Consider the following 12,297-nt stretch of genomic DNA (forward strand, 5'->3'; position numbering starts at 1 on the left):
ATCGCCCGCCTGCACAACCTCACCCTCGCCGGGTGACGAAGAAACCAGCAGGGTCCCCCAGCACATCAAAGATCATTTACGGGACAGCCCTTAGGTAAGTGCGCGTCGACCCCGCCTGGGCAGCATGGCTGGCGACGGGGATGCGATGACGTTGCTATTGAGTGGCACTGGGCACTGCGAGCGGGTCACGGGGCGCGTCCTTCTTCGCTGCGACAAGCTGCTCACCCAGTTCGATGAGCCGGTTGCGGCCCATGGCTTTGCGGACCTGGGGGAACCAGTCCTTCTCCTCTTCCTCCACGTGGTGGCGGACGTTCTCCATCAGCACGCTCATCTTGGCCTTGAAGCGCTCGTCGGCCGGATCCATGCCCTTGATCTCCGACAGTATCCACACCACTGCGTGGTGCTCCTCGATGCTTTCGAGGATGTGGTCTGTGGTGTCGGGAGCCGCCTCGCGGGCGGCGGGGTAGAAGATCTGTTCCTCAATCCATGCGTGGACGGTCAGTTCCTCGATCACCTGGTCGGCGATTTCCCGTCGTTCCGTGTGGGCGTCGTCGTCGGTCTTCTCGAACCGCTTGAACAGCTTGTCGACTGTCTTGTGGTCCTCACGCAGCATCACGATCGCATCCATGGGGTTCCTCGCTTCGTCGTTGCCGGCTGGGCGCAGGCGGTTCCACTGCACCCGACGGGGACGTGTTCCCCTGCGGACCGCTTCGGAGCCGGGCGGGCCGGTGAATGCACCCGTAGGCCGTGAGTGGGCGTCCAGTTGGGCCAATCCTGCGGCGCACTCGCGTAGTCGACGCCACAGGGCCCACCGGGGCGCGTTTGGACCGGCGGCATGCCACCGCCGCCCAGCCGGCGAGACGTGAGGAGACCGCAAAGGTGGCCACCGAGCACCCCACCCCACCATCCGCAAGACCTGGGTGGACGGCGGCTACCGCCAGCACCTCGTCGAGCACGCCGCCACCCTCGGCATCGACATGCACATCGTGCGGCGCGATCCCGCGACCAGGGGATTCACCGTCCTCCCGAGGGACGGTCGAGCGCACGCTGGGCCGGCTGATGCTCCACTGGCTTTTTCGATGTCGGGTGGTTCTGGCACACATTCCGTGAGAGCGGTGGACGAGTGTCTTCTGATCGGCAGACTGAAGCGATGCGGATAGAGTGCGTGGTCAGGATCCAGGCAGTCCGGCTTGTCGTGACGGTCGGTGCGGTCGTCGCCGCTCCGGTTCTGTTGGTGGCTGGGACTCCGTTGCGCCGCCGCATGTTGCGTCGCTACTACCGTGAGGACGGTCCGGGGCTTGTGAGCAAAGAGGACGGGTGGGTGAGTCTGGGGTACTTCGTCGTCACCAACGCCGTCGTTCGAGCCCTCTGCTGGCCGTCAGAGTACGTACTCCGACGACTTCGTCCTGCCTGATCAGGGCTGTCATCGAGCGGCGGTGAGAAGTACCCGTTTGCGGAGGAGCGGGAGTTTGGCGCGGCCGAACATCTGGCGCTTGACCAATTTGATGTTTCTCTGGAATCAGCGATGTCAAGCCGTGTGCTTGTGCATCACGTCGAGGTAGTGACGGTCTCGGTGAGGCACGTGGTTGTCCCGGCCCGGGAGGCTGAAGACCGCACAGACGTCAGCGGGCCGGGTGAGGATGCTGGACTGCTGGCCGAACGTGAGGGTGTCGTTGACGTGGTGCTCACAGCCTGCTTTGTCCAGGGCCGTAACCAGTTCCTCGCGGAGCACGGTGGCCTCGAACGACTCTGATTCGGGCAGGACGAGAGCGGGAAGCTTGGCAGTCGAGCCTGGCCAGAGGTTGATCCAGATACCGCTGACCGCCCGCCGGGTGACAACAAGCTGCAGCCCGTCCCAGGAATAGGGGTAGCCGTCGATGTCGGGCCCCTTCATGAGGATGGCGGGGTGCGGACGCCCCGGACCAAGGAGGCCCTCAGCCTCGGTCAGGTGCATACCGCAGTGAAGAGGCCCGATTCGGCCGGTGCGGGCGAAGTCGACGAGGACGTCCATCAAGGTCACGGCAGCGACTGTGCCACGCCGCCGGGCGGGTTCGCATTCCGATATCAGCTCGACCTCGGCATCTCCTTGCCCTGCTTGATGTCGACGATCGGCAGGAGGGTGGCGGTCACCGGGACGTCGAGCAGACGGGGCGTCGGGCCGGACGGGGTGGGGACGTCGGCGAGTCGTTCCAGGAGGCGGTCGAGGGCGGCTTGGCCGTCGTCGACAGCGGCCTGCTCGTCCTCGCTGAGCGGGATAGAAGCACGCATCTTCTGCAAGTTTGCCTTGGCTTCGAGGAGTTGGGCCTTGGTTGAGTCCTTGGGGGTGTAGAAGTCGCAGCGTGCGCAGGCCATGCGGTGGGGGCACTGTTCGAAGAAGGTGTAGGTGCAGTAGCCGTGCCCCAGGTCGTAGTGCTGCCAGAAATGACGGCACTGCCGGTCGCTGCCGCGGCGGGTCAACTGGTTCGCTGTGACGACACGATGGCGTCCCGCCGCCGGGTGGTGAAAGCCATGAGGACCTGCGCAGCGGGGCTGGCATTGGCGTGCACCGCAGGGCTCGACATAACCGATCGACACCCTGATCGTAATGGCGTTAGCTGGGCGGCATGCCAGAGCTGCGTACCGATCGTCTTCTGCTCCGCCGGTGGCACGAGTCCGACCTCGAACCGTGGGCGGCGATGAACGCCGATCCCGAAGTCCGAGAACACCTGGGGGAACTGCTGACGCGGGAGCAAAGCGATGCCGCGGTGGCTCTCATGCAGGCCGAGTTCGACGAGCGAGGTTTTGGGTGGTGGGCGCTCGAAGCACGGGAGACCGGCGAGTTCATCGGCCGCGTCGGCTTGGACGAGGTGGGCGAGGACATGCCGTTCGCGGGGGTGGATATCGGGTGGCGGTTGATGCGTTCGGCGTGGGGTCACGGTTACGCCACCGAGGCCGCCCTGGCCTGCCTGGCCTTCGGCTTCGAGGCCCTCGGACTGCCGGAGGTCGTTGCGTCGACGACCGTCAACAACCTTCGTTCCCAGGCAGTGATGCGCCGGATCGGCATGACCCGGGATCCGGCCGACGACTTCGAGGATCCGAGCGTGCCCGAAGGGCCGCTTCGCCGGTGTGTGCTGTACCGGACGTCGCGCAGAGAAGCCCACGCCCTACACCACGCGGCCGGACACGACCGACGACACGATGGGTGTCCGTAGGGTTCGGGCATGGCAGACGAGAGCGAGCAAGCAGTTCAGGCGGCTGTTGCGGCGGAGATGCGGCTCCTCGACCCCGACGTGCGTGCTTCGCCGTCCCTGGTTGCGGAGCTTCTGGACCCACAGTTCACCGAGATCGGAGCATCGGGACGACGCTGGGACGCAACGTCGATCCTCACGGTAACGAGTGCCGGTTCCGTGGTCCCAGAGTCCCCATAGATGGTCAGCGAGATTACAGGGGCTGCACTCGCTCCGGGCATCGTTCATCTCACGTACTTCGCCGACAACCGAGGACGCCGTGTATGGCGGAGCTCTCTGTGGCGTCTGACGGAAACGGGCTGGCGCATGTACTTCCACCAGGGCACTTTGACGAACTGAGTGATTGACAGCCGCCCGTCAGGACGGCGGGCCACGAGAGAGTAGCGGCAGAAGTCAGCCGGCCTCGGCTCGGGCTCGGGTGCTGCCCTGGCAAGAGGTCCAGTGCCTCCCGAACTCGTCAACACCACCCTTCCGTGGAACGGGTTGCCTCCCAAACCCATCGACATCTGATTTCACTACTGCCGAACAAAGCCACTCCACCGACGCCTGGCCGGCGGCTACGAAACCCACCCCCACCGCTCCGCAGCCATGATCCACCTCGCGATGATCGACCTCATGGCCCGCCGTCTCACCCGCGAATCAACCCTTACTTGGCGTGGCACCTAAAACCTCCACCAACCACACATCGCGGAGTGAAACAACGGCACGAAACGCCCTCTCATGGCTGGGGCTGGTCCACCACCGGGTCGCTGCCCGGGGGGCGGGGCGTCGCGCGGCGCCGGCGGGCGCCGAGCGGGCTGAGTTCGTAGGCCAGCCGTCCCAGCGCAATGAGAGTGCCCTGCCCGAAGACAAGAATCAGCCATGGCCCGTCGCGCCAGTACCAGTCCTCGGTCCAGGGTCGTGTGATCGTCAGCGTCACGATGAGATGCGAGACGGCGATGATGACGCCCGCCCGCCGCCGCCGCGGGCAAAGGAGCGGCAGCATCGCCCAGAACGTGGAGGCCAGCACCATCCAGGGGGCGACAAAGGCCAGGCCGAGCATGACAGACCTCAAAATCGGTAGGCAGTGCCAGCAACGATCACACCGGCTGGCCTGTGGTACCAGCCCGGCGAGATATCGCCCGGATCACGGTGTGGCTTCGGCGACCCACTGGGTGGACCTGTCTCATGCGCTGGCGCTCACTGGCTTCGATGGGCGGCGCGGCCCGCAGTCGTGGTCGCCGTCGAAGGACACCTCCAGGTGCCGGTGGAAGTGCCTCACAATCACGTCGGCTTGAAGGACGATCCGCTCGTGCTCCTTCTCCGGGTTGCCCGACGTATCCGTGCGGCCACGGGTTCACCGGCGTCCTCATGTGGCTCCACGCCAGTGGCGGCCAAGGCGGGTCCTCCAGCTGCACGATGTCCGGGCCGGGCACGCTGATGACCAAGATCAAGGGCGTGCAGGTCACGGCTGCGCGGCAAGGCCTTGAGCGTCTCCAAGAACGCGTCGTGCAGATGACCGTTGGTGGCAAGCACCGTCATGTCGCCCTCCAGTACCGACGCCCCGCCGAGGTCGGTCACCCGGCCGAGCCGGCTTCCGTGACGATGACGGGCGTGACTCCTCCCCCAGCTAAAGCCGGGGGCTTCTCGCTAAGCCTGGTAGGCGTCGCGACGGGCCAGCCCGGCCCGTAGAACGTTCAGGGCGCCCACCGTGTCCGCGTGCGCGCTGTGGCCGCACGAGACGCAGTGGAACTTCTCCTGGGTGGGCCGGTTCTCCTTGACGGTGTGCCCGCACTGCGGGCACCGCCGGGAGGTGTTGCGGGGGTCCACGGCCATCACTTCCCGTCCGGCGCTTTCAGCCTTGGCGTGCAGGATCGTCAGGAACACCCCCCATCCGGCATCGGCGATCGAACGGTTCAACCCCGCCTTGGCGGCGGCCCCGTTGGGCAGGAACGCGCCCGGCTGGTCGGGGTCGGGCTTCGGCGTGGGGGTCTTGACCATGTTGCGGATCTTGAGGTCTTCGTGCGCGATGAAGTCGTGTTCGCGCACGAGGCCGAGAGCGGTCTTGTGCGCGTGGTCCAGGCGCTGGCGGCGGACCTTACGGTGCAGGGTCGCGATGCGCTCGACGGCTTTGCGGCGGCGCTTCGAGCCTCGCTTGCACCGGGCCAGGCCCTGCTGTGCCGCTTCGAGTTTCGCGGCGGCCTTGGCCCCGCGCCGGGGGTTGGCGACGTGGGCGCCGTTGGAGGTAGTGAGGAACGAGGCTATGCCCATGTCGATGCCGACCATGCTGCCGGTTGCGGGCAGCGGCTCCGGCTGGGTCTGCTCGGCGGTCAGGACGACATACCACCGCTTGCCCTCGCGCTTGACGCCGACCGTCTTCACCTTGCCGACCACCGCGCGATGCTGGTGCACGCGGACATGTCCGACGCCCTGGAAGCGGACGCGGGTAACGGGGTCGTTGGGGGTGGAGTCCCACCGGCAGCCGTCACCGTCCCTGGGGAACTCCACCGTGTCGAACCGGCCCACCCCACGAAACCGGGGATAGCCAGGCTTCTCTCCGGCCTTGACGCGGCGGAAGAACGCGGCGAACGCCTTGTCCAGCCGGCGAAGCGTCGCCTGCTGGGACGAGAACGACCACCGGCCCTGCCGCTGCGGGTCGAACGCCCGGATGTCCTTGAGCTGCGCGGACTGCTGCCCGTACCGGACCGTCGTCCTGGAGACATGCCGGTAGGCATCCCGGCGCTCCTGCAACGCCCCGTTGTAGAGGGAGCAGTGATCGCGCAGCATCTCGCCGAGAGCGATCTGCTGGCCAACGGTGGGCCGCAGGAGGAACTTGTACGCACGCATCACCCGACCCACCCCCCTTCGGCCCATATGTGATCAACCTAGCGGAGGCCACTGACAACGAAGAGAACTCCGGCGCTTCGCACCTCCGCGCCAAGGATGCGTTTCTCTCCCCGGCCGAAGCCGGGGACACCCACGCAAGATCAAGGATGGGAGCCACGTCCCGGCACTCGGCGGCCCAGCTCGCCCCTGATCAGCTCCTCAACCGCTACGTCGGCCTCGGTGACCTCACTGCCGTCCTCCTTGAGACCGCTGCGCCGGTCACCGAAGAAGCCCTGTCCGGACAGCTGCCCGGCAGTGCTGGCCAAGCGAACAGCGAAGTCAAGAAGCTCCCGGTCAGCGGGCGGAGCACCGAGCGCGTGATCCATCCGACGAGCCTCTTACGGCCTCCTCGACCGTGTGAGGCTGGTTCCCATATGGAGCCCGTCACCCAGGGCGTCTGACTACTGCGCACTCGGAGTGAGCACGGACCCCGGGTACGCGGCGCTGCACGGCCGGACAGGGGTTGCACCCAAAGGCGGCTGGACAGTGCGCTGGACGGTTGCTGTCAACCTGGGGGAGTGGGGGATGTGCCGTGTCCCGGCTGATGTGGACACGAGCGCCCGGCTGCTGCGCGCGGCGGCGAGGAGGCCCGGGCCATGTGCGTGGACGTGTCAGGCGGGCACGAAGGGTGTGCAGATGGCGTGATGGCCCAGGTGGACTTTTCGGCTGGTGTTGACGAAGGTGGCGTGGCCGCACAGCAGTCGGGAGCCGACGGCCTCGCGGGCGTAGATCGGGGTCAGGCGGATCCGCGCTCGGGGCATGACGCACAGCTGTCTGCTCTTGGGGTGGAGGAACTCGACGTCGAAACGGTCGCTGTCCACGAGATCGCTGATGAGGAAGCGGGCGGCCGTGGCCTCGGGACGGCCCGGGACGTGGCCGGCAGCGGCCGCGTCGAGCGCACGACGCCAACTGCTCGCCGAGTGGTCGCCGAAGAATACGCCGCGGCTGCCCCAGGTGTACTCCGGGGCGCTCGCGTCGATCACCTTCAGCACCTTGTCCCGGCCGTGGGCTTTGAGCTCCTCCAGCAGTCCCTCGTCGGGCCGTGCCGGCAGCACTTGCGACCGCGGCACGCCGGTGCGCAGTACGGCCAGGGCGTCCTTGCCGAGCCGCTCGGCGATCCGGGTTTCCACCACGGGATCCCATACGAGCGGGAGCAGTGCCTTGGTGCCGTAGCCGTGGAACAACGGGTTGATCAGCCGCTCCGCGGCTGCGACGATCCGCCGACGCAGCTGGGTCTCGTACTGGCGCAGCTCCTTGACGTAGGCGAACCGCCAGCCCGTACGTCCGTCGTCACGGAACGCGGAAAAGAACTCCACGTCCATGGGGTGGCCGAATTCCTTGCGCATACGGCGGGCCGCCAGCTCGTTCTCGGGGCGATAGGTCGGGTACTGGTCGTCCATCCAGATCCGGTCGATGCCGCGCACGTGGAAGGCGTGGAACAGCGGCCCGGCCGGAACGCCGTAGGCCTGTTCCAGCGCGTGCATCTTCCCGACGTTGCCGAAGGCCTCCTCCATCTCCGTCACACGTGGGATCCCCTGGCTGACCACGACGTCGAGCCGGAACAGCTCGATGCGGCGATCGAGGTCGTGGCCGCGCAGGTCCTCGGGAACGCCGATGTCCAGTACGGCCCGGACGCGTGGGTCGCCTTCCGCGTACAGTTCCTGGACCGCGTCGCAGAGCGCGAAGATCCCAGCTCCGAGCCGCTCCAGCCGCCGGGTCAGCACTGGACCGAGCGGGAAGGGGCGGGAAGCCACGAGCCAGGGCGCCCGGGACGGATCCGACCCGCCGTACCGCACCTTCAGCGCCACGAGCGCTTCCTCGGCGCCGATCGCCGCGCTGAGCCGGTCAGGATCCTGCCCCGTCGGCACGTAGACGACATCCGCGAGATCGTGCCGACGCTCCTGGCGGGCGAAGGGTTCCACGAGGAAACCCTAGGACAGCCTCCCCTTCCGGTGCTGGTGCGTCGTCGAGTGGCGGCCTGCGTAGCCAGGGTCCGGGGACGACGGTTCGCCCCGGCGGATCGGCGCTGGGGATGGCGGTCTCTGCTGCTGCTGGATGACGACACGGCCGCAGGTCGCGTCCTGGGTCCCGCCCTGGGTCGCGCTCCGGGTGGCACCCTGGGGCGCGTCCCGGGCCGCACCCTGGGTCGCGTCCCGGGCCGCACCGGTGATCGTCGCCAACGGGTCCGCATGAGCCACGCGGCCGCCGTCAAAACCCTGCTCGCCCAGCGGCACGGACACCGCGTCGAGGTCGCGGGCCAAGAGCTGTTCGCCTTCCCCGCCCCGCCGGTCCTGCGGACGATCACGAGCCTTCCCGGCCTGACCGAGGTGAAGATCCAGCGGCTGCGCGCCGTGCCGAAGCCGCAGCCGCCGGCGGACTGGACGCCGCCCGCCTGCGCGCCCTGCCGGCCCAGGACGCCCTCGCCGTACTGCAGGAACTACCGGGTATCGGCCCGTTCTCCGCCGAACTCATCCTCATCCGCGGCGCCGGACACCCTGACCTGTTCCCCCGCCACGAACCCCGGCTGCACGCCGCCATGGCCGACGCCTACGCCCTTGAGAACCGGGCGGCCGGCGTCCCGGCGCTGGTGCGCATCGCCGAGGGGTGGAAGCCCTACCGCAGCTGGATTGCACTCTTGCTGCGCGCGCACGCCGATCCCAAGATCAGAGCCACCCCCGCAAAGCGCCACCAACCGTAGAAGGCCGCACGTCACCGAGTTTCGTTGGTGGCCCCCGAGACAGCAGCGAGATAGTCGCACCAGCTGTCGTGTGCGTACTCGGCCCACTGAGTCGCGGGTGCTTGGGGGATGCCGAGCAAATCGCTGATGATCGCAGAAACGCATCATGGCAGGACGCGCCGGCGTCGCGCGTACTTCGAGCTCCAAAACCGTGTGTGAGCGACCGGGAGGGGTCGTTACCCTCCGGGCATGGATCTTCGCGAAGAACTTCCGAGCGACAGAGAGTCTGTGCGGAACATCCACCTGCGGGCGTTCGGTGACCACGGCCTTGTCGTGGCCGACCTGGTCGATACTCTGCGGGGCACCATCACGCCCGTGGACGGTCTCTCGCTGGTCGCCGAGCACGACGGACAGATCGTCGGGCACGTCATGTTCACCCGCAGTCTGCTCGATGCCCCTCGGCGACTGGTTGAGGTGCACGTACTCAGCCCTTTGGCCGTCATGCCCGAGCACCATAAGCGCGGTATCGGCTCGGCCCTGGTCCGACACGGCCTGCAGGCCCTCGCCGAACGGGCCGTCCCCCTCGTCTTCCTGGAGGGTGATCCGGGCTATTACTCACGTTTCGGGTTTGTGTCCGGTGGTGACCAGGGCTTCCGAAAGCCATCCTTGCGTATTCCGGACGGCGCCTTCCAGGCCATCAGGCTCCCGGACTACGAGTCGTGGATGACAGGGACACTGGTCTATGCAGAGCCGTTCTGGCGGCACGATGCAGTCGGCCTCCGTGACCCCAGCGCATAGCGCCGCGAGGGTACCCCTGTTGTGACGTGACGCGCCGTCCGGATGGCCGCCATTTCGTGAATTCATGATCCGGTGAGGATGCGGGCGCGGAGGATTCCGAAGGAGGCTCTGCCGTACATTGTTCGCTTGATCGTTTTCGCGCGGTTCACGTTTGCCTTCGACGATGTCCGAGCTCCATGGCAGGGTCAGTCCGGCGCTCACTGTTTCCGGTCGGCGGCTACGACCCGGCCGCCGCCTGTGCGCGCCCAGGCGATGAACTCGTCCGCCACCGGGTAATCCATCTCCACCCGGTCGAGCAGCGGCTCGCCCACCGTGATGGCGGTGCCGGTGGCCGTCGCATCACCGCCCACGGTCAGGGCGGGGATGGCGACCAGAGCCACGGGCACCAGCAGCGGCCAGTGGTTGATCCCTTCCGTGGACTTCGCGCGGTCGTAGGGCCGTAGGTAGTCCACTCATGCCTCTGTTGCGTCGGCAATCAGACTGGCTGCCGCGCGAAGAGCTCCAAGTGGCCGCAGGTGGGGCAGCGGTAGGCGTCGATCTGCCAGCGTGGGCGGCCCATGCGTTTGGCGCCGCCGAGTATGCCGCGTTCAAGCGCGCCGGCGATCCAGCGAGCGTAGCCGCGGGAGTGTTCGCCGGTGTCCTCGATGAATCCTGGCTCCAGGCCGGCTCTGCCGCATTGCGTGCACTTCATGGTCTCCACCGCGCGGAGTTTAGCGATGCGACGGCGCTGCGCATGTCTGCCCTGGCCAGCTGCGCTCCCCAGGACGCTGACCGTATTGCCGCTACCGCCTACCCGCAAGGGCGATACATCCTTGCGGAACTCGGCTGGAGGACCGTCCTCACTACGAGGAGTCCACCCCCGGTCGGAGCGCCCCGACGCGTTGGCCAGCTGCGGCAGCCGCGCCGATGTGCTTCAGGAGTTGGGTCGGTTGGGGAAGGCCGACGCGTGGGCGGGGGTGGCTTGGTTGGCCAGTGCAAGGTTGATGGTCTGTTCGGTGAGGGATCCCATGGTGTGTCCTAAGCGCTGCTGAACTGCTGCACACGGGCGATGGCCTTGCGGACACCAGCGGTGTTTCCCGCGGCCCACTCGATCTGCATCACGTGGCGGTAGAGGACTTCGGCGGTTTCGTCGATGCCCAGACCCGCGCAGGACCCGGCTTGCTGCGGGAGTTGGTGCGGCAAGAGGAGGGCCGGAATGCCAAACCGTCGGCCTGCGTTATCGACGCGCAGAGCGTGAAGACCTCCACCAGCGTCCCCGCCACGAGTCAGGGCACGGACGCGGCCAAGAAGATCGTGGGCAGGAAACGCAGCATCGTCACCGACACGCTCGGTCTCCTCCTGGCGGTGCTGGTCACCGCGGCCAGTGTCCAGGACTCCGTGGCCGGCACCCACCTGCTCGACCAGGTGGCCGCCACTCACCCCACCATCCGCAAGGTGTGGGTCGACGGCGGCTACCGCAAACACTTCGTCGAGCACGCAACCACCCTCGGCATCGACCTGCAAATCGTCGAACGCACCCCGGGGACCAGGGGATTCACCCCGATCCCGAAACGCTGGACCGTCGAGCGGACCTACGGATGGCTGATGCTCCACCGCCGCTTGGCCCGCGACTACGAGACCCTGCCCGCCCGCTCCGAAGCCATGATCCACCTGGCCATGACCAACCGCATGACCCGCCGCCTCACTGGCGAGACCACCATCTCCTGGCGCGACCCCGCAAAGCCGCATCAACTGCAGATTCCGGGACCGGGAGAATACGACCTCTAATACGGTGGGGGATGAAGACCCGCAACGGCGGGCGCAAGCACGACCGTGCCTGGTGGCAGCAGCACCACCTCTTCGGCAGCGTAAGGAACAAGAGCTACACCTGGTCCGCCGCCGAGAACTTCTGCCGGCACATGATCGGCTACCGCGGGGCGACGCACGTCTCGTCCGCCTACGCGAAGCCCGGGACCTCGTGCTCTGCACATGGAAGAAGGAGCAGGTGTACAACCACGTGGCCATAGTGGAGCGCAACCGGCACGGGGTCCAGTTGATCCAGCACGGCGCCGCGAACGGGACCAGCCTCGCAGCGGCTGTCCTGCGGTACCGCGGCAAGGCCGATTACATCGAGCGGGTCATCGTCCTCCGCCCGAAGGCGAGGAACTGACCATGGCGCTGAAGAAGAGGTTCCCCGGCGTCGCCGTGGCCGCCGTCGTCGCGGGCGGACTCCTGACGGGCTGCACGTCGGACGAGTCCCTGGAGTACCAGACCGACTACGGCAACCACCGGCCGCTGCGTGTCGTCGGCTACCCCTCCACGGGAAGCCTCGACACGGTTCAGAAGGCCGTGTGGCGGCTCGCCGACGGTGACACCGAAGGGCTGGCCGCCCTGGCCGTCGACGACACCTCCGCCGACGCCACGGCGCGCAACTGGGTCAGGGCCTTCGGCGCCGCCGCCAAGGGCGAGGTGACGGCGGACTTCTACGACGAGGGCTCCGTGCGGCAGGTCGTGGTCCTGTACTTCGCCAAGAGCGGCCAGATCAAGGAGGTCGAGGCACGCATCGGCGAGGACGACTCCTGGGGCCTCACGCTTGCCGAGCCCGATCCCGCCGAGGCGACGGCCAAGCCCACCTGGGCCCCCGCCGAACCGGGCGGCTCGGGATCCCGTTCGTCCGGCGGGCGGCCCGGTACGTAGTCCGGGTACCCCGTACTCGTACCACCCGGGCACCTCCGAGGACCCCACCCCGAC

At 67.5% G+C, this 12,297-nt stretch carries 14 protein-coding genes and 5 pseudogenes; 9 read left to right on the top strand and 10 right to left on the bottom strand.

Features of this window, described 5'->3' with window-relative positions:
- Positions 1–154 precede the first annotated feature (154 nt).
- Positions 155–628: a hemerythrin domain-containing protein gene (locus ACWCXB_RS33850; protein WP_450727881.1), complete on the bottom strand. Its 474-nt coding sequence runs from the start codon at positions 626–628 to the stop codon at positions 155–157.
- Positions 629–890: 262 nt separating this feature from the next.
- On the opposite strand from ACWCXB_RS33850, the pseudogene ACWCXB_RS33855 reads away from it, so the two are divergent.
- Positions 891–1,068, top strand: a pseudogene (locus ACWCXB_RS33855) (IS5 family transposase); the annotation flags it as partial.
- Between the two features lie 460 nt (positions 1,069–1,528).
- Here ACWCXB_RS33855 and ACWCXB_RS33860 read toward each other — a convergent pair.
- Positions 1,529–2,020, bottom strand: coding sequence for a hypothetical protein (locus ACWCXB_RS33860; protein ID WP_450727883.1), 492 nt, complete (start codon positions 2,018–2,020; stop codon positions 1,529–1,531).
- Positions 2,021–2,064: 44 nt separating this feature from the next.
- Complete coding sequence (locus tag ACWCXB_RS33865; RefSeq protein WP_450727885.1) at positions 2,065–2,457, bottom strand: hypothetical protein; 393 nt, start codon at positions 2,455–2,457, stop codon at positions 2,065–2,067.
- Positions 2,458–2,603: 146 nt separating this feature from the next.
- On the opposite strand from ACWCXB_RS33865, the gene ACWCXB_RS33870 reads away from it, so the two are divergent.
- The 3 genes and pseudogenes from ACWCXB_RS33870 to ACWCXB_RS33880 form a co-directional block, all read left to right on the top strand.
- Positions 2,604–3,191, top strand: coding sequence for a GNAT family N-acetyltransferase (locus ACWCXB_RS33870; protein ID WP_450727887.1), 588 nt, complete (start codon positions 2,604–2,606; stop codon positions 3,189–3,191).
- Positions 3,192–3,200: 9 nt separating this feature from the next.
- A pseudogene (locus tag ACWCXB_RS33875) lies at positions 3,201–3,566 on the top strand (nuclear transport factor 2 family protein).
- A 198-nt stretch (positions 3,567–3,764) separates the two neighbouring features.
- Positions 3,765–3,893 (top strand): annotated as a pseudogene (locus ACWCXB_RS33880) (IS5 family transposase); the annotation flags it as partial.
- Between the two features lie 52 nt (positions 3,894–3,945).
- Here the strand turns inward: ACWCXB_RS33880 and ACWCXB_RS33885 are convergent.
- From ACWCXB_RS33885 to ACWCXB_RS33905, 5 genes are all read right to left on the bottom strand, one after another.
- Positions 3,946–4,269 (bottom strand): hypothetical protein, encoded by a 324-nt coding sequence (locus tag ACWCXB_RS33885; RefSeq protein WP_450727889.1) that lies wholly within the window; start codon positions 4,267–4,269, stop codon positions 3,946–3,948.
- A 587-nt stretch (positions 4,270–4,856) separates the two neighbouring features.
- Positions 4,857–6,056, bottom strand: a complete 1,200-nt coding sequence (locus tag ACWCXB_RS33890; RefSeq protein WP_450727891.1) for an RNA-guided endonuclease InsQ/TnpB family protein — start codon at positions 6,054–6,056, stop codon at positions 4,857–4,859.
- A 137-nt stretch (positions 6,057–6,193) separates the two neighbouring features.
- Positions 6,194–6,358 (bottom strand): hypothetical protein, encoded by a 165-nt coding sequence (locus tag ACWCXB_RS33895; protein ID WP_450727893.1) that lies wholly within the window; start codon positions 6,356–6,358, stop codon positions 6,194–6,196.
- Between the two features lie 345 nt (positions 6,359–6,703).
- Positions 6,704–8,014 (bottom strand): hypothetical protein, encoded by a 1,311-nt coding sequence (locus tag ACWCXB_RS33900; protein WP_450727895.1) that lies wholly within the window; start codon positions 8,012–8,014, stop codon positions 6,704–6,706.
- A gap of 9 nt (positions 8,015–8,023) precedes the next feature.
- Positions 8,024–8,353 (bottom strand): hypothetical protein, encoded by a 330-nt coding sequence (locus ACWCXB_RS33905; protein ID WP_450727958.1) that lies wholly within the window; start codon positions 8,351–8,353, stop codon positions 8,024–8,026.
- Between ACWCXB_RS33905 and ACWCXB_RS33910 the strand changes: the two are divergent.
- Positions 8,273–8,790: pseudogene (locus ACWCXB_RS33910) on the top strand (DNA-3-methyladenine glycosylase 2 family protein); the annotation flags it as partial. The gene ACWCXB_RS33905 and the pseudogene ACWCXB_RS33910 overlap by 81 nt on opposite strands.
- A 228-nt stretch (positions 8,791–9,018) precedes the next feature.
- A complete protein-coding gene (locus tag ACWCXB_RS33915) occupies positions 9,019–9,567 on the top strand; it encodes a GNAT family N-acetyltransferase (RefSeq protein WP_450727897.1) in 549 nt (182 codons plus the stop codon).
- Positions 9,568–9,764: 197 nt separating this feature from the next.
- Here the strand turns inward: ACWCXB_RS33915 and ACWCXB_RS33920 are convergent, their stop codons facing one another.
- Entirely contained in the window at positions 9,765–10,019 is a 255-nt protein-coding gene (locus ACWCXB_RS33920; RefSeq protein ID WP_450727899.1) for a hypothetical protein, read from the bottom strand.
- Positions 10,020–10,042: 23 nt separating this feature from the next.
- Complete coding sequence (locus ACWCXB_RS33925; protein WP_450727950.1) at positions 10,043–10,258, bottom strand: hypothetical protein; 216 nt, start codon at positions 10,256–10,258, stop codon at positions 10,043–10,045.
- A 464-nt stretch (positions 10,259–10,722) separates the two neighbouring features.
- Here ACWCXB_RS33925 and ACWCXB_RS33930 point away from each other — a divergent pair.
- The 3 genes and pseudogenes from ACWCXB_RS33930 to ACWCXB_RS33940 all read left to right on the top strand — a co-directional run.
- Positions 10,723–11,334, top strand: a pseudogene (locus ACWCXB_RS33930) (IS5 family transposase); the annotation flags it as partial.
- A gap of 217 nt (positions 11,335–11,551) precedes the next feature.
- A complete protein-coding gene (locus tag ACWCXB_RS33935; RefSeq protein WP_450727900.1) occupies positions 11,552–11,716 on the top strand; it encodes a hypothetical protein in 165 nt (54 codons plus the stop codon).
- A 2-nt stretch (positions 11,717–11,718) separates the two neighbouring features.
- Positions 11,719–12,243: a hypothetical protein gene (locus tag ACWCXB_RS33940; RefSeq protein ID WP_450727901.1), complete on the top strand. Its 525-nt coding sequence runs from the start codon at positions 11,719–11,721 to the stop codon at positions 12,241–12,243.
- Positions 12,244–12,297 lie beyond the last annotated feature (54 nt).

Source organism: Streptomyces sp. NPDC001514 (assembly GCF_053597075.1).